Consider the following 21,341-nt stretch of genomic DNA (forward strand, 5'->3'; position numbering starts at 1 on the left):
GGAATAAATTCAAAGGGCAAAATTTATTTTCGCGTTTTATTCCTGTGGTTCAGCACCTTTTTTGTGTTGTCTCGGGCCTTTTTCGAAATGTTTCGGGCCGTCGTGGCGGAAATGCGATTTGCGTTCCCTGCTGCCTTTGTCCCATTTTGCGAATTGGTCGTCGTTCAGCAATTTTTTCATCCTGGCTCGCTGCTCGATCTGGAAATCGAGTTTGTTGCTTTGCATGGCGTAAATCTCGTCTGCGGTAGGTTTCGTCTTACTGTCGCGGTTTTGCTGCATTTTCGCCTTCGCCTCATTGCGTTTGGCCTGCTGATCGGCTATGATTTTCTTCATTTCCTTTTGTTGGGAAGCCGTCAAATCGAGTTCAAGTGTCATTCGTTTGAGACGAAGATCGCTTTTTTGTTCCGATATCAATTCTACTCTTTGTCCGCGTTTGTGATCGCGCTCTTTTTGTTCCTGGCTGAATCCGATTGTTCCCACAAGGAGCAAAGCGGCCATAATTACATTTTTCATGTTCTTCGGTTTTAAAGTTTGGCTATTTGACAGGAGGCGACGCAAAGGGTTTAACGTCAAGCGGATATTTGTGCTTCCGTTAACAGAAAGAACTTTCGGGAATTTTTGTTCAGATGGAATCCTGGCAATTGTAAAAATAGAAGCGTCCGATGAAAATCGTTACAATTTCCATCGGACGCTGTCCGTATTCCTGAGAATATTATTGTTGGAAAACGACGGTTTTGGTATCGCCTTCCACAACGACTTTTACCAATCCGTGTTTCGACAAGCCTTTCATGGCCGCGTCCCATTTCTTTCCGCTCAAACCGGCTTGGGTTTTCAAAGCGTCCAGAGCGAGTGATTTCGCAGTTTTGAGTATTTCCGATACGAGTTTTTCCTCGTCTGTCAACTGGACGGCTTTTTTCTCCGGACGCATTTGCGGGAAGAACAAAACTTCCTGGATCGAGGCGTTGTCGGTCAGGAACATGATCAATCTGTCCATTCCGATTCCCATTCCAGACGTTGGAGGCATTCCGTATTCAAGGGCGCGCAGGAAGTCGTTGTCTATGAATTCCCCGGCTTCGTCGTCTCCGCGAGCAGCCAGTTCGAGTTGCGCCTCGAAACGCTCTCTTTGGTCGATCGGATCGTTCAATTCCGAATAGGCATTGGCGATTTCTTTTCCGCAGACCATCAACTCAAAACGTTCGGTCAATTCCGGATTGTCGCGGTGCGCTTTGCAAAGTGGCGACATTTCTTTGGGATAATCTGTAATGAAAGTCGGTTGGATGAAATTGCCTTCGCATTTGGCCCCGAAAATCTCGTCGATGAGTTTTCCTTTGCCCATCGTATCGTCAACTTCGATTCCCATTCCTTTTGCAGCTTCGAACAATTCAGCTTCTGATTTTCCCGAAATGTCGAAACCTGTGTATTTGATGATGGCGTCTGTCATCGTGACTCTGGCATAAGGCGCTTTGAAGTCGACTTCGTACTCGCCGAATTGGGCTTTGGATGTTCCGTTTACGGCAATCGCGCAGTACTCGAGCAATTGTTCGGAGAAATCCATCATCCAATTGTAGTCTTTGTACGAAACATAGATTTCCATGGCCGTGAACTCCGGATTGTGGGTTCTGTCCATGCCTTCATTTCGGAAATTTTTCGAAAATTCGTATACGCCGTCGAATCCGCCAACGATCAAACGCTTCAGATACAGCTCGTTGGCGATACGCATATATAAAGGTATGTCAAGCGAATTGTGGTGCGTGACGAAAGGTCGTGCCGATGCGCCTCCCGGAATAGGTTGCAAAATAGGCGTTTCGACCTCGAGGTAACCGCGGTCGTTAAAGAAAGTACGCATCGCATTGAACAGTTTTGTCCGTTTGATGAAGGTTTCCTTGACGTGATCGTTCACGGTCAAATCGACGTAACGTCTTCTGTAGCGTTGTTCCGCATCCGCGAAAGCGTCATGGGTTTTACCGTCGGCATCGACTTTTACAACCGGAAGCGGACGAAGCGCCTTGGCCAAAAACTTGAGCGAAGTCACGTGAACCGAAATCTCGCCAACCTGGGTTTTGAAAACTTTGCCGGTCACGCCGATGAAATCGCCAATGTCGAGCAATTTCTTGAACAGGACGTTATAGGCCGTTTTTTCTTCGTCGTTCGAAATATCATCACGCGAAATATAGACCTGGATGCGTCCTTCGGAATCCTTGAGTTCGGCAAAAGAGGCTTTTCCCATGATGCGTTTGCCCATGAGGCGTCCCGCCAGGGTAACTTCTTTTCCTTCGTAAGACTCGAAATCTTGCTGGATCTGTTTGGAAAGCGCGGTCACGTGGTATTGTTCGGCCGGATAAGGCTCGATGCCCATCCTGCGCAATTCGGCCAAAGCCTCGCGACGCAATATTTCCTGTTCTGATAATGCCATTGTGCGTGTGATTTTTAGGGCGCAAAGATAGGAATTTGGGTCGAAAGTCGAAAGCAGAAAGTCGCACGGCAAAAGTCGGACGGCCAAAGTCGTAAACTCACAAAGTCGGCATGAAACGGTAAGGATAAAAATGTGGGTTTTGTGCTTAACTTTGCAGCATGAACAAGAAAGTCGTTTTTGAGGATTTGGGGCAAAAGGATTACAAGGAAACCTGGGCGTTTCAGGAATCGTTGTTTCAAGGTATCGTCGACAGGAAACTTCGGAATAAAAACGAAGGCGAAACTGTCGAAACGCCGAATTACTTTTTGTATGTGGAACATCCGCACGTCTATACTTTGGGGAAAAGCGGCGATTTGACCAATTTGTTGCTGGATGAATCCCAGCTCGAGGCGAAGGGCGCGACTTTCTACAAAATCAACCGCGGCGGCGACATCACGTATCACGGTCCGGGACAAATCGTGGGTTATCCGATTCTCGATCTTGAAAACTTCTTTACGGATATCCATAAATACCTTCGGCTTCTTGAGGAAACCATTATTTTGACTTTGGCTGAATACGGACTTGAAAGCGGTAGGAGCGAAGGAGAAACCGGAGTCTGGCTTGGTGTCGGTACGCCCTTCGCGAGAAAAATCTGTGCTTTCGGAGTTCGTGCCTCGCGTTGGGTGACGATGCATGGATTCGCGTTGAACGTCAATGCCGATCTTGGTTATTTCGACAACATCATTCCGTGCGGCATCCGCGGGAAAGGGGTGGCTTCGTTAAATGTGGAATTGGGCGTGGCCGAAGTTCCGATCGAGGAAGTGAAATCGAAAATCCTCAAACACTTCAGTGCGTTATTTTCAGCCGAAGTCCTTCAAAACTCAGATCTTCTTCAAAATCCAACTCCAGCTGATCGGGCAAAAGCCTAAATGACATTCTGTGGTAAGGTGTTGTTCCGTGCTCGCGGATGGCTTGCCGGTGTTCCAACGTCGGATAACCTTTGTTCTGCTTCCAGTTGTACATCGGGAATTCCTCGTGCAGCATTTCCATGTGGTCGTCCCGATACGTCTTGGCCAAAACAGAAGCTGCGGCAATGCTCAAATATTTGCTGTCGCCTTTTACGATACAATTGTGTGGGATGTTTCCAACCTTTTTGAATCGATTTCCATCTACTATAATATGTAAGGGCTCGGGAATGAGTTTCAGGATGCATTCCTGCATGGCCTTTATGGAAGCGTTCAGGATATTTATCTCATCGATGACCGCGTGATCCAAATGCGTTACCGAAAAGCAAACCGCTTTGTCTTCAATCAACGGGCGAAGATATTGGCGTTGTTTTTCGGTTAACTGCTTTGAATCATTAAGCAGCTCATTGTTAAAGTTGTCAGGTAAAATTACCGCTGCAGCTGTTACCGGTCCGGACAGGCAACCTCTTCCGGCTTCGTCTGTTCCGGCTTCGTGTAAATGTTCTGAAAACCTTTTGATTAACATTAAATTAAAATTTCAGCAAAAATAGGAAAATGACGCAACCTTTTCGAAATAGGCGCATCTATGTCATAGTTATTTGCAGAAATGTTACTGTTTGCAGTCTTTTCGTTGAAAAAAAACAATGTTAATCCGAAGTAATATTTGTTTTATTAAGAAATAATTGTGAAGTTTGCGGAATAACTAACTCAAATAAATTTAATATGAGATCGAAGTTTAAATGGATTTTTACGCTACTTGTAGCGTTAACAGTACAGCTTTCTTTCGCTCAGGGGAAAACTGTCACAGGTACGGTTTCGGATGCTTCGGGGCCACTACCTGGTGCGAACGTCGTGGTTAAAGAAACTAAAGCCGGCGTTCAAACTGACGTGGATGGTAAGTATTCCATTCAGGTTAATCAAGGGCAAACCCTTGTTTTCTCTTTCGTCGGTATGGCCGATTCAGAAGTGAAAGTTGGTGCTGGCAGCACAATCAACCAAAAGCTTGCTGAAGGAGGAATTACTCTCGGAGAGGTTCTAATTACCGGTGCTTTGGGTCTTCAGAAAAAAGCCGATGCGCAAACTGCTTCCCAACAGGTTGTCAAAAATGACGAACTTACGAAAGCAGCTCAGCCGAACGCTGTTTTGGCGTTGGTAGGTAAAGTTTCTGGTTTGCAGATTAACACTACCAGTACAAGTGTGAACTCTTCGACTCGTGTGGTCCTTCGTGGTAACCGCTCTTTGTCAGGTAGTAACGAAGCGCTTGTCGTTATCGATAACGCTGTTTCTTCAATCGCCGCATATTCTGCTTTGCCGCCGGATATGATTGAGAGCGTTAACGTAATCAAAGGTGCTCAAGGTGCGGCTCTTTACGGTCAGCAAGGTGGTAACGGTGTTATCATCGTGACTACTAAGCGTGGTGCTAAAGGCTCTAAACCTGTTGTTCAAATCGGATCGTCTATTGACTTTGAAGAGGTTTCTTTTGTTCCTCAGCGTCAACGTCGTTACGGTCAAGGATGGAGCGGACAACACGTGAACTATGAAAATGGTGCTTGGGGTGCTGAATTTGACGGTGTGCCACGCGCAACTGGTTTGATGCAGGCTGATGGTACTTATGTTACTACTCCTTACCGTTCTATTAAAGACAACATCAAGGAATTCTTCCAAACTGGTACTATTGCCCAGACTAACTTGGCGATTTCAGGTGGTAATCTTGAGAATGGGTATGCTAACTTCATGGCTAACCGTCAATCTACAGATTTCGTAGTTGCGGGCGACGAGCTTAAGAGAAACGCATTTATCTTCAGAGCTGGTAAAAAACTTGGTAAATGGACTGTTGAAGGTAACGCGAGTTATACTACTCAAAAGACAGAGACTACTTCGGCTGCTCTTTACAGTGAGCTTTTGCAAGCTGCAACGAATATTCCTGTGGAAAGATTCTCAAGTCCGTTCAACCAGTATCACTGGACTTCTTACTACAACAGCCCTTATTGGTCTCGTGAGAACATCCGCAACGAAGGTCGTAGTGACCGTTTTAGAGGTCAAATGGATTTGGGTTACAAGTTCAATGACAATATCGATGCCCGTTACACTTTCAACGTAGTTCAGCTTCAAACTGACGCTTTGAGCTACACAAACGCTTACACAGACTTGCTTCAAGTTGGAGGTGGTGACCAAACTACAGTATCTTCTTTTGATACTCAGAACACTATGGCCAGAAATATCTATGCTGACTTTATCGTTAACTTCAAATACAATTTGACTGAGAAGTTGAACATGGTTTTGAACGTCGGTAATAACATCAGAGATAACTACTACAGTATTTCTGCTGTTGGTGGCGATAACCTTACTGTTCCTGGAGTTTACAACGTATCTAACGTTACAGGTATTCCACGTGCAAGCAACCTACGTCAACGCGACAGAGCTGCTTCTGTATTCGGTAACCTTGACTTGAACTACGGTGAGTGGATCTTCTTGAACGCTACAGCTCGTAACGACTGGGTTTCAGTATTGGATACAAGCAACAACAGTTTCTTTTATCCTTCTGCGGGTCTTTCATTCGTCCCTACTCAACTATTTGAAGGGTTGAAAGACAACAAAGTATTGAATCGCGCGAAGATCTATGCTAACATCACAAAGACTGGAGGAAATTCATTCGTTGGTTACGGTCAGATTTTTGAGCAATATGTTCAAGGTACAGGATATGCTTTTGGAGATTTGAACTCTTTCGTACAATCGTCAAGCGCAGTATTCCAGTATATCAATCCTGAATTCTACACCAACAAAGAGATTGGTATCAATTTGGAATTCCTTAACGGTAGAATTACGCTTGATGCTGCTTACTTCCGTTCAGACAATAAGGATTTGATCACGAACATCACTCCTTCATTCGCTTCTGGTTTGACATCTTTGGGTGTTAACATCGGTAGAGCTCACACAACTGGTGGTGAGATCGATTTGGGCTTCACTCCAATCAGAAAAGAAGATTTCGGAAACTTGGGTATTACTTGGACAAACCGTTTGGGCTACTCTAGAGCTATCATGAAAGTCGATAAGGTTTCTGACCAGACTTCATCTGTATCGCTTCAGAACTTCGCAACATCTGGTGGTATCGGAATTTTTGCTGAAGAAGGAGAAGAGTTTCCACTCATCAAAGGTATCGGCTACGAGCGCGATGATCAAGGACGTGTAATTATCGATCCTACAACAGGAAATCCGGTAAAAACTACTGAGTATATTAAACTTGGTAAATCAACTCCTGATTATATCTTGAACTACAACACATCTATCCAATACAAAGGGTTTGCTATTTCTGCGACAATGGACTACAGAACAGGTCACCAGTTCTGGTCAGGTTCAAAACAATGGTTGTCTTGGTCAGGTCACTTGTATGACTCAGCTTTGACAGGTCGTACAGGTTTCGTATTCCCTAACTCTTCTTACGACGACGGTTCAGGTAATTATGTTGCCAATACTAGCGTTCTTACAGGAGGAACAACTTACGGAAGCTATTTGTCGTACTACCAAGATGAGTATGCAGAAACTGCAGAAAACTTCGTATTGGACGCAACGGCATTCAAAGTTCGCGAATTGTCACTTGCTTATTCATTCCAACCGGAAACTTTGGAGCGTCTTGGCTTGACTCAATTGAGACTTAGTGTAAATGCACGTAATCCATTTATGGTTCTTCCAAAAGAAAACCGTAACTACAGCGACCCAGAGCAATCAAACACTACTGGTAACGCCGCAGGTCTTGCTGCTGTTGGACAATATCCACTAACCAGAACATTCGGTTTTGCGGTTAACGTAACATTCTAAAAAAAAAGCAATGAAAAAACTTAAATATCTTATTCCGGCATTAGCTCTCACAATGTTTTCTTGTGATGACTATCTGGATGTAAATGCTCCTGTGAATAACCCGACAGGAGAGCAAATCACTCCAAATCTATCTTTGGCGGCTGCGGAAACAGGTCCTTACAGAACTTTATCGCGTACCGGAAATATTTTTGGTAACTTATTCCTGAACAACTGGGGATTCAACGTTAACGCTTTTGCGGTCACAAACCCGGAAGAGTTTTCGTTGGCTCTTACCAATAATACGTATTCAGGTATTTGGGACGGACTTTACACAAGTACGGTCAACTTGACCAATATCATCGAGCATCCGGCTGCAAACTATGAAAACCACAAGGCAATCGCGAAGATCCTTAAGTCTTTCTACTTTCAGTACTTGGTCGATTTGTACGGAGACATTCCTTACACTGAAGCTCATAAAGGAAGTGACAACCTAACGCCTGCTTACGATGACGATATGGCGGTTTACCGTGACTTGGTTGTTCAGATTGAAGATGCTATCAACACTATCGACAATCCGGTTAGCACGACTATCGCTGTTGGTAATGAAGATGTCATTTTCCAAGGAGATATGGCCAAGTGGAAGGTTTTCGCAAACACTTTGAAGTTGCGTATTCTTTTGCGTCAATCGGAACTTCCGGATAGCGATGGTTATTTGGCACAGGAATTCAGCGAATTGGCAAGTGCTACTTTCGTTACTGAAGACGTGACTATCAACCCTGGATACTCGAATGGTGAAACAGGACAAGTTAACCCTTGGTACAATTTGTTCTACAACATCGATGGTACGGTAACGGCAATCTATCGCCAGTACGGTGCGTCAAAATATTTCGCTGACAATTTGAATCTTTCTTCTTTGCCGGATCCTCGCAGAGGCCGTATTTGGACTGGTTTGGTTGGAGGCAACGTTTCTGGAGTTCTTCAGGGAGACCGTTCGCAAAATAACGGAGGAACTGCTCCATTGAATATCTCGCAACTTGGGCCTGGCGTTCTTTCTTCGCCTGCTCAGGACGGATACATGATGCTCGCTTCAGAAAGTTATTTGCTACAGGCTGAAGCTGCACTTCGCGGTTTCTTGCCAGGAAACGTCAGTGCATTGTTTACAGCTGGTGTTACTTCCTCTTTCACGCAATTGGGTGTAACGAATCCTGGAACTTACCTCGCTCAAATGGCTAACGAAGCTGGAAAAGGTTATAATCCTGGTTTCACGCTAGATCAGAACATCGCTGCTATCATGTGGCAGAAGAATGTTTCCATGACTGGAGTTAACGCTATGGAGGTATTCATCGAGTATACTCGTACTGGTCTTATCGATCAGGTTCCTTTGGCAGGTACAGGTGTTCCTGGTGGAATTTCACCTACGCAACCTAACAAGATGAGAAGATTGCTTTACCCGACTTCAGAATTGGTAGGTAATTCAGCAAACGTTCCGGTATTGACTTTGAACCAAATCTTTACTGAAGGGCCATTTTGGTTTGTCGAACAATAAAAATTGAACAATATGAAAAAGTTATTAGCATTAGCATTCGTAATGGCAGCGGCCATTGCATGTACAGACGATGATTTGAGCCAAGGGCCGAATCTTCAACCAAGTACCGATTTTATAGTTGGTTTCCCAGAAGCGGCTGTTTCTTATAGCTACTTTGCCGACGAAGGAGCAGTTCAAAGACAGTTTCCTGTTGTTTTGATTGGTGGTAATGCCGGAAATCCGTCAGATACTCCATTGGTCGTAAACTACGAAATTGTACCGTTTGACGCTGCAACCGGAACAGGAAGTACAGCTACTGAAGGAACTGAATTTGACTTTTTGGATAACTCCGGACAGTTGACTATTCCTGCCGGTCAGGATTTCGTAAACTTCCCCATCCTTGTCAACACTTGTTGTTTGGACCTTGAAGTGAAAACTACTCTTGTCATCAAGCTTACTGGCGTAACTGGTGCAGACGGGATCGTTTCTCAAAACAACAGTACTTTCACGGTTAACTTCGTAGGATGTCAGGCTGATTTGGCCGGTACTTACTCTGTCGCAACAGTTAGAGAATCTACAGGAAGTGTATTGAATCAAGTGAACCAAACGATCACTGAGGTGAGTACGAACTACTTCCTTACGCAAAACACTGCCACTTTGACTCCTAACCAAATCGGTACAGGACAAGGGTTTTACTTCAACGTATTGTGTGGAGAAATCACAGTGCCATCACAAGGTTTGTTCCAAGGGGTTTACCCTAACGAGGTTGTAGGTGTTCCTATGGATTCGGGTGATTACGCTGGCCTTGAAGGTGCCGTTATTAGCGACAACCAATTCAAGATTCGCTACAAAGCTAATTATGGTGGTGCTACCGGTTTCGTGACCGTTACAAGTACTTACACTAGAAACAACTAATTAAATCTGGAAAAATGAGAAAAATCTTTGGATATAAATTTCTTTTCGCCGCCGCACTCGTAGCTTCTTTGGCTTCTTGTAGCGATGACGATGACAAAACACTTTCTACACGAGTTGAGAAACCAGTAATAACAACTGGCCTATCTGCAACGACTGTATCAGAAGGTGACACCATCACCGTTACACTTACTTCAGACAAAGCGATCAGCGATCCTATGGAGTTCAAGTTTGAGGTGTTGGCTGGAAGCACGGGCGGTTTCCGCGACTTGTCTTCTGCAGAAGGTATTGAAATCGAAGTTGGTGCTGGTTTCGGTGCTCTTGGATATCAAATCGTTATGCCGGCTTACACAACTTCATATACGTTCACGATCGTTCCGATTGTAGATCTTGAAGCAGAAGGAGCTGAGACATTCAACATCAGATTCTACGGAGACGGTAACGCTAAAGGTAAAGTTGCCGAAGGATCAGAGTTCTTCACGTTGACAGTTAACAATACGGTAACTGACGACTTCATAGCTAATTTCGATTGGTCTCAAACCAATGCTGACTACTACGGAACTTTGGTTGCAGGTGAATATGCAGGAGACGACGACGCAACGCACGCCTATTGCGATTTCGATTTCGATTTGGAATTGTATACATGGCCAGGACTTGATTACCAAGCGGTTTCTTACACAGATTGTCCAGAGAGTTTGACTCTTTTGGGAACAGATCCAGACGGAGAATATCTATTGGTACCAAGTTTCTACACTGCAGACGGTCCTACACCACCGAAAAGTGGTGAGATCAACTTCAAGGCTTTCGTAGAAATGGGAAGACCAGGAGCTTTCAAAACAGTTTACAACCTCGATAACGTTTGGTCGTATACGGTCGGAGGAATTGAGGAAGGTAATCCTGACGGAGCTATTCCAATCGTCCTTATCGAGAAAGTCGGAACAACTTACACAGTAAGAGATTTCAACACAAACGAAGTTCTTGGTTCAGGCCGTGGCGCCAGTCTAAAACAGCAAATCATTGCTAAAATCAAAGCTAGAAAACACTAATCAGTGTAATAAGCGATAAAAAAGGCCGTCCGAAAGGATGGCCTTTTTGTTTTATGGGTTTTGTTTCTTTTGGAAAATTATAACACCACTTTGTTTATTTTTGTGCCTATTCCCAGGCTATGAAGATATTCTTGTCGTTTCTGTTTCTATTTGTCGGATTGTTTGCCAACGCGCAGGACGATATTGTCGTGCCGGCCACACAACCGGCCAAAACCCAAAATCCAAAGCCGCAATCCGGAGGCGCTCCAAAAGGCAGTCCAAATACACCATCAGATCCGAATGCGAAAACCGAAGCTCCAAAGGCGACAATCGACATGTACAGGATCGTCACGCTCGACCGCGATACCACTTACGTAGACACTTCGCTCACTATTCACGATGAGTACAGGCACAACTACCTGCGAAAAGACATCTTCGGGCTTTTGCCTTTTGCCAACGAAGGACAAACCTACCAAACACTCGACTTCGGACTCAAGAAGTTCAATCCTTATCCAGGCTTCGGACATACGGCCAAAGAATTTCCGTTACTCTCAGCCGAGGACATCCGCTACTATTCGATGGCAACTCCATTTACGGAACTCTATTTCAAGTCGGTAATGGAACGCGGCCAGAATGTCGACGCTTTTGTCAGCGCGAACATTTCACCACAACTCAATTTCTCGATTGCCTACAAAGGACTGCGATCTGACGGAAAGTTCATCAATCAGGTCACGAGTACCGGAAACTTCCGCTTCACGACAAGCTACCACACCGAATCGAGACGCTACATGGTCAATTTCCATTTTATGTCCTTCGATTTTCTCAACGGAGAAAACGGAGGCGTCGTCAACATCGCTGACTTCGAAGACGGAAATCCACGTTACGACAATAGATTGCGTTTCAACGTATACTCTCGCGACGCCCAATCTTTCGAAAGAGGAAAGCGCCTTTTTCTCGACCACAGTTTCCGCGTAAACGGAAATGACGCCCAAAACAACCTGCACATCACACACCAATTCAATTACGAGAACAAGTTCTTCCAATACAACCAAACCAATCTTTTGACGGTCGTCGACGCCACTACGCAAATCCAACGGTACGGAGAATCCTATCGCGCCGGATCGATCAACGACCAAACGCATTACAACCGCATGTACAATAAGGTCGGAGCGGTTTACGAAAACAAGACATTGGGTAAATTCAAAGGATTTCTCGAAGACTACAGATACAATTATTACTTCGATCGCGTCATCCTGAACAGCGCGCAACCCAACACAGGTTCGCTGTCAGATGAAATCCAGTCTTTCGGAGGCGAATACGAATACCGAAAAGACAAATGGACAGCCAACGCACTCGTCTCCCAATCGCTCACGAACCAATCGTTGTCGAATATCCAAGGCCGCGTGCGATACAGGTTCAACGACAAAAACGTCGTGTCTTTCCAGTACGAGCGAATGAGCAAAATCCCCGATGCGATCTACAACCTTAACCAAAGTTCTTACAAAGGTTACGTCTGGACGAATTCCTTCAAGAACGAAAAGATCAACAGCATCAACATAAAGGCCGATACGCAGTGGTGCACGGCATCGGCACAAATTTCGTCCTACAAAGACATGTTGTATTTCGCCAACACGACAACTTCAGACACTTTGATCGTAAAGCCTTTCCAATACGGAAACGACATCAAGTATTTTTCGGTCAAAATCGGAAAGGAAATCAAAGTCGGAAAGTTCGGTCTCGACAACACCTTTTTGTACCAGCAAGTCGATCAGCAAGACGACATTCTCAACGTTCCGAAGTTCGTCACCAGAAACACGCTATACTTTCAGGACGCCTACTTCCGAAAGGCACTTTTCATCCAGACTGGCGTCACCTTCAACTATTTCACGAAGTATTACGGAAACGACTACAATCCGGTCATTGGAGAATTTTTCGTGCAGAACCAAAAGGAAATCGGAGGCTTTCCAATGCTCGATTTCTTCCTCGACATGCGAATCAAAACCGCGCGAATCTACTTTAAGGCAGAGCATTTCAACGCGGCCTGGACGGGCAACAATTACCTGACCGCACCCAATTATCCGTACCGCGACTTCCTGTTCCGCATAGGGATGGAGTGGAACTTCTTCAAGTAGGATTTTTGGGGCGTGCCGGCGGCCGGTTTCAGTAGCAGTAGCAGTTGCAGAAAGCAGGTTTTGTAACGCATAACGATTGCCGCACAATTGACGTTTCTCGTTTTAGCTTTTTACATACTTCTGTCTTTGTCTCGCTTTTTATCGCCGCGACTGCAATCGTTTCCGGTTTTCTGCTACTGCGTCTGCTTCTGCTACTTATTTAAAGCCGCCGTCGGGCTGCGGGCACTCGCTTTTTTGCCGGTAAAGTTCATGCAGCAACAAATCTTATGTCGGCAAAAAGAGCTTAGACAATGCCAGCATCCCTCAAGCAATCCGTTCCCGCGAACGCGATCGTCAGCAGAAGTCGTTTCCCGAAATCGTTTTAGCCCAATTCCAATCCTCGAAACTAATTCCTACCTTTGCGCCCTACTTTCGGTTCACGCCAAAAGTCCGCAATCAAATATCCAACAATGAAATACGCAGAAAATATATTGGGAACCATCGGCAACACGCCCATGGTAAAACTCAACAAAGTCATCAAAGGCATCGATGCGCTGGTTCTGGCGAAAGTCGAAACGTTCAATCCAGGCAATTCAGTCAAGGATAGAATGGCCGTGAAAATGATTGAAGACGCCGAAGCCGACGGAAGACTCCAACCGGGAGGAACGATTATCGAAGGAACGTCGGGCAACACAGGAATGGGTTTGGCGCTAGGAGCGATCGTGAAAGGCTACAAACTCGTGTGCGTGATCACCGACAAGCAGTCCAAAGAAAAAATGGACATCTTGCGCGCCGTCGGGGCGAAAGTCGTGGTTTGTCCAACAGACGTCGAACCGACAGATCCGCGTTCTTACTATTCGGTTTCAAAACGACTTGCCGAAGAAACGCCAAACGCGTGGTATGTGAACCAATACGACAATATGTCGAACACACAAGCGCACTATGAGCAAACCGGACCTGAGATCTGGGAACAGACCGATGGCAAGATCACGCATTTCATCGTCGGGGTAGGAACGGGCGGAACGATTTCAGGGGTCGCGAAATACATCAAGGAAAGAAACCCGAACGTCAAAATTTGGGGCGTCGATACTTACGGATCGGTTTTCAAGAAATACCACGAAACCGGCATCTTCGACGAAAACGAAATCTATTCGTATATCACTGAAGGAATCGGCGAAGACATTCTTCCAAAGAACGTCGACTTCTCGTTGATCGACGGTTTCACGAAAGTCACTGACAAAGACGCGGCGGTTTACACACGCAGATTGGCGCTCGAAGAAGGTATTTTCGTAGGAAACTCTGCCGGAGCCGCGATCAAAGGCGTGTTGCAACTAAAAGAACACTTTGGTCCGGACGATGTCGTGGTCGTACTTTTCCACGATTCGGGAAGCCGTTACGTAGGCAAAATGTTCAACGACGACTGGATGCGCGAGCGCGGATTCCTCGAAGAAGATATCGCCAAAGCCGAAGACCTGATCAAAGACCATATAGACAAGCCGCTAGTCGTGGCCAGAACCGAAGAATTGGTTTCTCACGCCATCGAACGCATGCGCAAGTACAAGATTTCCCAAATTCCGGTAATCGACATCAACGGCTTCGTGGGTTCGGTAGACGAAACAGACTTGTTCCAAAGTTATATTGAAGACAAAAACACAGCCGAAAGACCGTTGCGCGAAGTCATGGGAAAACCTTATCCAATCGTGAAAGCCGGAACATCGGTAGAAGCGATCTCAAAATTGATCACGAAGGAAAATCAGGCCGTTCTTGTCGAATTGGCCGATGGACGTCATCATATCGTGACCAAGTATGATATCATTGGTTCCATAAAATAATTTCCAAATTCCATCCCGATAGCTATCGGGACCAAATTCCAAGTAGGATCGTGAAAAACTCGGCTTAAACCTTCGGTTTTGCCTCGGGCTTCCAAAAGGGAGAAATTAAAAAACAAAAACTCCGGACGTAATGTTCGGAGTTTTTCGTTTCTAGCCATTTTTTTCAAAGCATGTGAAGCAACTGAGCAAAGCGAAGCTTTGAGAAAGTCCTGAACAACAGCTTTGGAATTTGGAATTTGATTATTGGAATTTTTCAATTATTGTTTTACCCCAACCAAAACCCCCGAAACATTCCAGGCGCTGAAACTCGTGCCTTCGCTAGCACCAAGCGGAATGTCAATGGCAATCGTGTGTTCGCCAGCGTCCAAATCGCCCAAATCGATCCAAACCGGATTCGTCGTCGTGCCCGGGCACCAATTCGAGCGGCTGTAATCAGATGAAGAAAGACCGTTCTCGAAATTGCCGGACGCCGGATTGCTCAATCGGTAAGAGCCGCAGTCGGTGCGCCACGGCGTGAAGGCGAAAGCGAGTTTTCCGTCGAGGTAGATGGAATTTTGTTTCGGGACGAATTCGTCTCCATTTTCCCATCCGCCGTGACCGGTCGTGATATAGCGCAGTTTGGCGTTTTTGATCTTTAGGTCGAGCTTGAATTTGACTTCGAGGCCTTTCGGTTTGCTGAACATCGTGCCGTATTCCTGTCCGGCCATTTCCATGACATTATTCGTGTTGAAAATCGGGAGCGCGACCGTTTCGGGTTTGGCGATTTCTTCCTTGTGGATCGTAATGTTCACGCTGGCTTTGTGTCCGCCTTTGTCATAATTTCCTATGTTGAGTCCGATGTAGACTTCTTTGTTGCTCAACCTCGGAATAAAATCGGAAATATCCTGCCGATACATAACACTGTCTTGCCAAACCTTGTTTTTCAGCTTTAAAGTATTGTATTGACTCACTCCGAAAGGCGTGAAAAAGCGCATTAGTTCGAGCAACGGTTCGTAATCATCGGTTTTGGTGACACCTTGGTAATGTTTGCCGTTTCCGTTTTCGTAAACCGGAAGTTTCTCTTTTCCATTGTTCAATCCGTCGAGAAAAGATAGTTTTGCGTCGGTCGGAATCACGAAAACCGAGCCCGTTCTGTCATAAGCATCGCCGTTCGATTGTTCGGTTACGTCAACAAAAACTTGGCTTCCGCTTTTGATTTCGGGAAATTTTACCTTTTTGACGACGATAGTTCCGTTGGCGAACCGCAAAATGCTGTCGTTCGATTTCTGGTCGCCTCCGAAGTTTACGATTTCCTTTTTGAAAACCTCGATCGTGGTGAATCGGCTTTTCCATACCAGATCACGATAGGTCAAAGCGTCGACGAATTTGTAGGTAGAAATGTTCTTTAGGTTTTTGTTCTTGACCTTTTCGATTTTCGTGGCCGATACGACGAAGTTTCCGTTGCGAACCGTTTCCAAAACCAATCCAAGCGAAATTCCCAAGGAAGATGGTGCGCCGAAAACGCCGGCTTCGGTCGTATACCAGATTTCAATCGTGTTCGAATTGATTACCGTCTTGGCTTTTTTGCAATTGTAGCCCAAAAGTTTTTTGGTGTCGGGCAGCAATTCGAGTTTTTGTGAAGCGATCGAAGTCGAGTCTTTTGTTCCGATGAATCTGTTTTTTCCGATTTGCGCCATCTGGAACACTTGTTTCGCTTTTACGTCTATTCGCATGTTTTCATTTGGGATATCGGCTTTGCCCGATAGTATTCTGTCGTTCGAAACCAAGATTGTGGCATCGGATGCAAAAACAAGGATAGGTTCTTGGTTTTCGAGAAGTTTTCCGTTTGACGAACGCAAATACGTCACTTTTAACTCTTGGGATTTCTTTTGGGCAAAGGCTGCAACCGACAGTAAAATCAGCAGCGAAACGAAATATTTTTTCATGGCGAACGTTTGGTCGAAAGCAAAGATAGCATCGTATCTTGCGAATCCAAAATTTACCCATGACCTTTACCGCAATAGATTTCGAAACCGCGACCGGACATTTTGAAAGCGCATGTGCCGTTGGCATCGTGACTGTCGAGAACGGCGTTATCGTAGACGAATTCCACACGTTGATCCAACCGCCAAACAACGAATATTGGTATCGCAACATCATGGTTCACGGCATCAAACCTGTGCAGACCTTGCAGGTGAAGACTTTCGATGGGATTTTCCCCGAGATCCACAAACGAATTTTTGGGAGAACGATCGTCGCGCACAACGAATCTTTTGACCGAAATGTGCTGTCCAGAACCATGAAATATTACGGCTTGTACTACGACGAACTCGAAATCTCCGATCGTTGGGAATGCACGGCCAAAATCTATCGCGCCAAAGGTTACAAACCCTTTAATCTCAAAGCTTGCTCTGACAGGCACGGCATCCAGCTCAATCACCACGAAGCTTTGTCAGATGCGAGAGCTTGCGCCAAACTGTATTTACTTCGCTGATTTCTTAGGATAAACCGCAATCTTGTGCGTGCGGAGTTGGTAACTGTGCAAAGGCGAATTGAAAGCCGTGTAGAAAGTGATCGCGCGCGAATCCCGTTTGGGCATGTGGCATTCGACGCATTTGAATTGCATGTCCTGAACCGAATTTTCGGCCAAAGTCTTTTTGGAATGCGTCGGATAGGCGTGACAACTCGAGCAGATTCTTGCGTAGAATTCCGGATCGCGCGGCGCATCTGAATGCGGATCGTGACAAGTCGTACAGTCGAAATTGGTGCTTTTCGTGAAGCACTTGCTTTGCGTAAGCATGCCGTATTGGTTGCCATGCACGTCGACTTCGGCATTTCCCATCGGACGGTAATAATCGGTCAGGACATCGCCAGGCTTGAAATCGAATCGCGACTTCATCTTGAAACCGTCGTTTCCGGAATGGCAAATGGAACAAGCCTCGAGTTTTTGTTGTTTGCTAAGACTTTTGAAACTTTTGATGTACTGGGAAACCTTCACGTCGGGAAATTCAGTGTGGTAATCGACGTGTTTTTTGGCCGGTCCGTGGCAGCGTTCGCAGTCGATCCCGAAAATGATCTTCTCTTTGACGATGATGTCCTGGATGTCCTGTTGCAGGAAATTCCGTTTGTCGGAACTGGCATTCGGATCGGTATTTCTGACGTTCGAGCTGTGGCAGCCGTAACAATCCTTGAGGATTTTTCGGTCGAAATTGGGTTCGGTAGGTGAAAATCCCGGACTTGTTCCCCAACCGTTTGCCGAATGATAGAAAGAAACCGGCAACTCGAAAGTGTTTCCGTTTTTCCAGTAAACCGCGGTCTGCGCGTTTTTTCCGCCAAAGACGATGTCAAACGGATGCGAAGTCACGACTTTCCCGTTTTTGTGCCACGTCTGGAATAAACTGTCGCCTTTTTGCTCCAAGGTGATTTTGGAGTCACTTCCGTAGACGAATTCATTTTTGCCAGATTTGAAACTTCCCAAGACACTCGCCAGATTCGCGGGCGCAGTCGCCTTGACGTGAGATGTCGTCGCGCTGTAGTGCGCAATGTCGGTGTGGCATTTCGCGCAGCTTTCGGCTCCGGCATAGTCGGTACCACGCGGATCGAAATAGGCTTTCTCCTCGTCTTTACAAGAAACAAGCAAAAGCGCGAAAGCCAAAAGGAATAAAAATCTGTGGTTTTTCATCGTTGTAAATATATCCAAAAAACGTACTTTTAGAGTGTGGAAAATCAAAAGACGCCAATCGTTCTAAAGATCAAGTATTTTTTCGAGAAATACGGCTTTCAGGTTTCCTCCCGACTCGCCGACAGACTCGGAATGCGTGCCACGAGCGTAAGACTGTTTTTCATTTACATCTCGTTCGTGACCGCCGGACTTTGGTTTGGAGTCTATCTGACATTAGCATTTTGGATCAGACTCAAGGATTTGGTTCGCGCCAAACGGAGTTCGGTTTTTGATCTCTGAGGGCCAAATTAGGTAGGAAGTCTGTTGTTCGTTGGTCGCTGCGTCTATTGTCTATCCGTCTATCAGCTATTATCTTTTTTACATGCCATATAAATTAATTATCCGCCAAAATGAAATCAATCCTCACTCGCCTCGACTTCACGAGGTCGCAGCAAATCGCTATCGGTTCGCTTGCCATTCTGATCATCATCGCACAGGTTTTTTGTCTGTTTGCCGATTTTACGCCTGAAAAAATCCCGGATACGGAAGCTCAAAAGTGGCTGGCTTTGCAACGCGAAATCGATTCGGCGCGTTTGGCCGCGAAGTCCAGCAATGGAATCAACTACAAATTCAATCCGAATTTCATTACCGATTACAAAGGCTATCGGCTAGGCATGACATTGGCCGAAATCGATCGGTTGCTGGCTTTTCGCAAGGAAGGCAAATTCGTAAATTCAGTCCAGGAATTTCAGAGCGTTACGAAAGTTCACGACACGTTGTTGGCCAAGATTTCGCCTTGGTTCAAATTTCCGGATTGGGTGAACCGATAGAAATCGCACGGCAATTTTTATTCCGACACAAAGTTCGATAGAAAGCCTATTGTCAAATCTGACATAAACGAAGCCACGAAAGAACAATTGGTCGCGGTTTACGGAATCGGCGATGCTTTATCCGAAAGGATTCTCAAGCAAAAGGAATTGCTTGGCGGATTCGTTTCGATGGATCAGATGAAAGACGTTTGGGGTTTGTCTGATGAAGTCGTCGCGAAACTTGCCGAAAGGTTTTTGGTGATGCGCGTTCCTTCGGTCAAAAAGATCAATATCAATGAGGCTTCGCTAAAGGAACTCGCGGCTTTTCCTTACTTCCGATATAAAGTTGCCAAGGCGATAGTGACGCATCGGTCAATGAAAGGAAAAATCACAAATTCTGATGAATTGGTAGAAATCACCGACTTTCCTGTTGAAAATGTAAAAATAATTAGTTTATATTTGGAATATTAAAAAATACAACCAAATATGAACTACGATTTTATTGAGACCGAATCGATGATAGCGGATTCCATACGCGATTTTGCCGAACAGCACATCCGTCCGCACATCATGGAATGGGACGAGGCCCAAACCTTTCCGGTAGCACTTTTTCACCAACTTGGCGAAATGGGTTACATGGGCGTTTTGGTTCCCGAAGAATTAGGCGGTTCGGGCTTGGGTTATCACGAATACATCACCGTTGTCGAGGAAATCTCGAAAGTCGATCCGTCTATCGGATTGTCGGTGGCGGCGCATAACTCGCTTTGTACAAACCACATCCTGACTTTCGGAAATGAAGAGCAAAAATTGCGCTGGATTCCGAAGCTCGCAAAAGGACAATGGATTGGCGCTTGGGGATTGACCGAGCACAACACAGGTTCGGACGCGGGCGGAATGAACACGACCGCCGTGAAAGACGGTGATCACTGGGTTTTGAACGGAGCCAAGAATTTTATTACGCATGCGATTTCGGGAGATGTCGCAGTGGTGATTACCAGAACGGGAGAGAAAGGCGATTCGAACGGCATGACCGCTTTCGTGATCGAGAAAGGGACGCCTGGTTTTTCATCGGGGAAAAAAGAGAACAAATTGGGAATGCGCGCCAGTGAGACGGCCGAACTCATTTTTGACAATTGCCGCATTCCGGACGAAAATCGTTTGGGTAAAGTAGGCGAGGGCTTCAAACAGGCTTTGGCGATTCTCGACGGCGGCCGGATTTCTATCGGAGCGTTGTCGCTTGGCATCGCGAAAGGCGCTTTCGAAGCCGCTTTGAAATATTCCAAAGAACGCCACCAATTTGGGAAACCGATCAGCGAATTCCAGGGCATTTCGTTCAAGTTGGCCGATATGGCAACCGAAATTGAGGCTTCGGAACTTTTGCTGCACAAGGCGGCGCATCTCAAGAACAACAAAAAACCGGTTACGACCGCGGGCGCGATGGCGAAAATGTATTCGTCGGAAGTTTGCGTTCGCGTTTCAAACGAAGCTGTCCAAATTCACGGTGGATACGGTTACACAAAAGATTTTCCGGTAGAGAAATTCTATCGCGACTCAAAACTTTGCACGATTGGCGAAGGCACGACTGAAATCCAAAAGTTGGTAATTTCGCGAAATCTATTGAAATGAGATTATAGATAATAGACTGATGGACTATAGATAATGGACGGAGCTCGATATGGGCTCCGTTTTTTTTGCTGATAGCGGCATTGAAAGAAAAGGTAAGGTTGGCTCTTTTTTTTTCATAATTATTATTACGTATGTGTATGTTTTCGAGTGACGTCGGGGATTTGATTTTTGCCGATTTTTTGTTGCTTGACCGGATATGCGTGAGGGATGCTGGCATTGTTTGAGCTCTTTTTGCTGAATCGGTATTTGGTGTTTTCGCCTTTTTTTTCCCAGCAAAAAAGCGAGTGCCCGCAGCCCGACGGCGGCTTCCATGATTTTTGTTTTGGAACGATCTGCCACTGCCACTGCTTTCTGCTGCTGAAAACCCCGCCGCCGGCACGCCCAAATAATTAATAATTAATAATTGTTAATTAATAATTTAGGTGTATCTTTGCCGCTCAAAATTTTAACGAAAGGAGGTGTCCACATGCTAATCATACCAATTAAAGACGGAGAAAACATTGATCGCGCGCTAAAGCGTTACAAGAGAAAATTTGACAAAACTGGAACTGTACGTCAGTTGCGTGCTCGTCAGGCTTTCGTGAAACCATCCGTATCTCGCCGCATGCAGGTGCAAAAAGCTGCCTACATCCAGCACATGAAGGACGGCCTCGAAAACTAGTCTATCCGATTTTAAAACAATAAAGACCGTTTGCCTATATTTGGGCAA

General features: G+C 45.6%; 18 protein-coding genes. 13 read left to right on the forward strand and 5 right to left on the reverse strand.

Going from position 1 to position 21,341, the window contains the following annotated elements:
* Window positions 1–36 precede the first annotated feature (36 nt).
* Window positions 37–513 (reverse strand): hypothetical protein, encoded by a 477-nt coding sequence (locus EOO49_RS01690; protein WP_290842152.1) that lies wholly within the window; start codon window positions 511–513, stop codon window positions 37–39.
* Between the two features lie 199 nt (window positions 514–712).
* A complete protein-coding gene (lysS, locus tag EOO49_RS01695; RefSeq protein WP_290842153.1) occupies window positions 713–2,413 on the reverse strand; it encodes a lysine--tRNA ligase in 1,701 nt (566 codons plus the stop codon).
* 158 nt (window positions 2,414–2,571) lie between these two features.
* On the opposite strand from lysS, the gene lipB reads away from it, so the two are divergent.
* A complete protein-coding gene (gene lipB / locus EOO49_RS01700; protein WP_290842154.1) occupies window positions 2,572–3,321 on the forward strand; it encodes a lipoyl(octanoyl) transferase LipB in 750 nt (249 codons plus the stop codon).
* On the opposite strand, the gene EOO49_RS01705 is transcribed toward lipB, so the two are convergent.
* Window positions 3,239–3,883, reverse strand: a complete 645-nt coding sequence (locus tag EOO49_RS01705; protein ID WP_290842155.1) for a ribonuclease HII — start codon at window positions 3,881–3,883, stop codon at window positions 3,239–3,241. The two genes, lipB and EOO49_RS01705, sit on opposite strands and share 83 nt — an antisense overlap.
* 197 nt (window positions 3,884–4,080) lie before the next feature.
* Here EOO49_RS01705 and EOO49_RS01710 point away from each other — a divergent pair, with 197 nt between their 5' ends.
* The 6 genes from EOO49_RS01710 (at window position 4,081) to EOO49_RS01735 (ending at window position 14,557) form a co-directional block, all read left to right on the forward strand.
* Complete coding sequence (locus tag EOO49_RS01710) at window positions 4,081–7,173, forward strand: SusC/RagA family TonB-linked outer membrane protein (protein WP_290842156.1); 3,093 nt, start codon at window positions 4,081–4,083, stop codon at window positions 7,171–7,173.
* A gap of 10 nt (window positions 7,174–7,183) precedes the next feature.
* A complete protein-coding gene (locus EOO49_RS01715; protein ID WP_290842157.1) occupies window positions 7,184–8,698 on the forward strand; it encodes a SusD/RagB family nutrient-binding outer membrane lipoprotein in 1,515 nt (504 codons plus the stop codon).
* 12 nt (window positions 8,699–8,710) lie between these two features.
* Window positions 8,711–9,592, forward strand: coding sequence for a hypothetical protein (locus EOO49_RS01720; protein WP_290842158.1), 882 nt, complete (start codon window positions 8,711–8,713; stop codon window positions 9,590–9,592).
* A gap of 14 nt (window positions 9,593–9,606) precedes the next feature.
* Window positions 9,607–10,635, forward strand: a complete 1,029-nt coding sequence (locus EOO49_RS01725) for a hypothetical protein (RefSeq protein ID WP_290842159.1) — start codon at window positions 9,607–9,609, stop codon at window positions 10,633–10,635.
* A gap of 119 nt (window positions 10,636–10,754) precedes the next feature.
* Window positions 10,755–12,746: a putative porin gene (locus tag EOO49_RS01730; RefSeq protein WP_290842160.1), complete on the forward strand. Its 1,992-nt coding sequence runs from the start codon at window positions 10,755–10,757 to the stop codon at window positions 12,744–12,746.
* A gap of 449 nt (window positions 12,747–13,195) precedes the next feature.
* Window positions 13,196–14,557: a pyridoxal-phosphate dependent enzyme gene (locus EOO49_RS01735; protein ID WP_290842161.1), complete on the forward strand. Its 1,362-nt coding sequence runs from the start codon at window positions 13,196–13,198 to the stop codon at window positions 14,555–14,557.
* A gap of 257 nt (window positions 14,558–14,814) precedes the next feature.
* Here EOO49_RS01735 and EOO49_RS01740 read toward each other — a convergent pair whose 3' ends face one another.
* Window positions 14,815–16,482: a PNGase F N-terminal domain-containing protein gene (locus EOO49_RS01740; protein WP_290842162.1), complete on the reverse strand. Its 1,668-nt coding sequence runs from the start codon at window positions 16,480–16,482 to the stop codon at window positions 14,815–14,817.
* A 59-nt stretch (window positions 16,483–16,541) separates the two neighbouring features.
* On the opposite strand from EOO49_RS01740, the gene EOO49_RS01745 reads away from it, so the two are divergent.
* Window positions 16,542–17,030, forward strand: a complete 489-nt coding sequence (locus EOO49_RS01745; RefSeq protein WP_290842163.1) for a 3'-5' exonuclease — start codon at window positions 16,542–16,544, stop codon at window positions 17,028–17,030.
* Here the strand turns inward: EOO49_RS01745 and EOO49_RS01750 are convergent.
* Window positions 17,019–18,218, reverse strand: coding sequence for a multiheme c-type cytochrome (locus tag EOO49_RS01750; protein WP_290842164.1), 1,200 nt, complete (start codon window positions 18,216–18,218; stop codon window positions 17,019–17,021). The two genes, EOO49_RS01745 and EOO49_RS01750, sit on opposite strands and share 12 nt — an antisense overlap.
* A gap of 36 nt (window positions 18,219–18,254) precedes the next feature.
* Here EOO49_RS01750 and EOO49_RS01755 point away from each other — a divergent pair, with 36 nt between their 5' ends.
* The 5 genes from EOO49_RS01755 to rpsU all read left to right on the forward strand — a co-directional run bounded on the left by EOO49_RS01755 (window position 18,255) and on the right by rpsU (window position 21,293).
* Window positions 18,255–18,497, forward strand: a complete 243-nt coding sequence (locus tag EOO49_RS01755; RefSeq protein ID WP_290842165.1) for a PspC domain-containing protein — start codon at window positions 18,255–18,257, stop codon at window positions 18,495–18,497.
* 110 nt (window positions 18,498–18,607) lie between these two features.
* Entirely contained in the window at window positions 18,608–19,027 is a 420-nt protein-coding gene (locus EOO49_RS01760; protein WP_290842166.1) for a hypothetical protein, read from the forward strand.
* A gap of 63 nt (window positions 19,028–19,090) precedes the next feature.
* On the forward strand, window positions 19,091–19,477 hold the full coding sequence (locus EOO49_RS01765; protein WP_290842392.1) for a helix-hairpin-helix domain-containing protein: 387 nt from the start codon (window positions 19,091–19,093) through the stop codon (window positions 19,475–19,477).
* Between the two features lie 15 nt (window positions 19,478–19,492).
* Window positions 19,493–20,632, forward strand: coding sequence for an acyl-CoA dehydrogenase (locus EOO49_RS01770; RefSeq protein ID WP_290842167.1), 1,140 nt, complete (start codon window positions 19,493–19,495; stop codon window positions 20,630–20,632).
* Window positions 20,633–21,098: 466 nt separating this feature from the next.
* Window positions 21,099–21,293, forward strand: a complete 195-nt coding sequence (rpsU, locus tag EOO49_RS01775; protein WP_191021501.1) for a 30S ribosomal protein S21 — start codon at window positions 21,099–21,101, stop codon at window positions 21,291–21,293.
* Window positions 21,294–21,341 lie beyond the last annotated feature (48 nt).

Source organism: Flavobacterium sp., from assembly GCF_004295795.1.
Classification (GTDB): Bacteria; Bacteroidota; Bacteroidia; order Flavobacteriales; family Flavobacteriaceae; genus Flavobacterium.

Excerpts from the sequence above, each read along its gene's own strand:
- EOO49_RS01690 (WP_290842152.1), bottom strand. The coding sequence starts at position 513 with ATGAAAAATGTAATTATGGCCGCTTTGCTCCTTGTGGGAACAATCGGA.
- lysS (WP_290842153.1), bottom strand. The coding sequence starts at position 2,413 with ATGGCATTATCAGAACAGGAAATATTGCGTCGCGAGGCTTTGGCCGAA.
- lipB (WP_290842154.1), top strand. The coding sequence starts at position 2,572 with ATGAACAAGAAAGTCGTTTTTGAGGATTTGGGGCAAAAGGATTACAAG.
- EOO49_RS01705 (WP_290842155.1), bottom strand. The coding sequence starts at position 3,883 with ATGTTAATCAAAAGGTTTTCAGAACATTTACACGAAGCCGGAACAGAC.
- EOO49_RS01710 (WP_290842156.1), top strand. The coding sequence starts at position 4,081 with ATGAGATCGAAGTTTAAATGGATTTTTACGCTACTTGTAGCGTTAACA.
- EOO49_RS01715 (WP_290842157.1), top strand. The coding sequence starts at position 7,184 with ATGAAAAAACTTAAATATCTTATTCCGGCATTAGCTCTCACAATGTTT.
- EOO49_RS01720 (WP_290842158.1), top strand. The coding sequence starts at position 8,711 with ATGAAAAAGTTATTAGCATTAGCATTCGTAATGGCAGCGGCCATTGCA.
- EOO49_RS01725 (WP_290842159.1), top strand. The coding sequence starts at position 9,607 with ATGAGAAAAATCTTTGGATATAAATTTCTTTTCGCCGCCGCACTCGTA.
- EOO49_RS01730 (WP_290842160.1), top strand. The coding sequence starts at position 10,755 with ATGAAGATATTCTTGTCGTTTCTGTTTCTATTTGTCGGATTGTTTGCC.
- EOO49_RS01735 (WP_290842161.1), top strand. The coding sequence starts at position 13,196 with ATGAAATACGCAGAAAATATATTGGGAACCATCGGCAACACGCCCATG.
- EOO49_RS01740 (WP_290842162.1), bottom strand. The coding sequence starts at position 16,482 with ATGAAAAAATATTTCGTTTCGCTGCTGATTTTACTGTCGGTTGCAGCC.
- EOO49_RS01745 (WP_290842163.1), top strand. The coding sequence starts at position 16,542 with ATGACCTTTACCGCAATAGATTTCGAAACCGCGACCGGACATTTTGAA.
- EOO49_RS01750 (WP_290842164.1), bottom strand. The coding sequence starts at position 18,218 with ATGAAAAACCACAGATTTTTATTCCTTTTGGCTTTCGCGCTTTTGCTT.
- EOO49_RS01760 (WP_290842166.1), top strand. The coding sequence starts at position 18,608 with ATGAAATCAATCCTCACTCGCCTCGACTTCACGAGGTCGCAGCAAATC.
- EOO49_RS01770 (WP_290842167.1), top strand. The coding sequence starts at position 19,493 with ATGAACTACGATTTTATTGAGACCGAATCGATGATAGCGGATTCCATA.
- rpsU (WP_191021501.1), top strand. The coding sequence starts at position 21,099 with ATGCTAATCATACCAATTAAAGACGGAGAAAACATTGATCGCGCGCTA.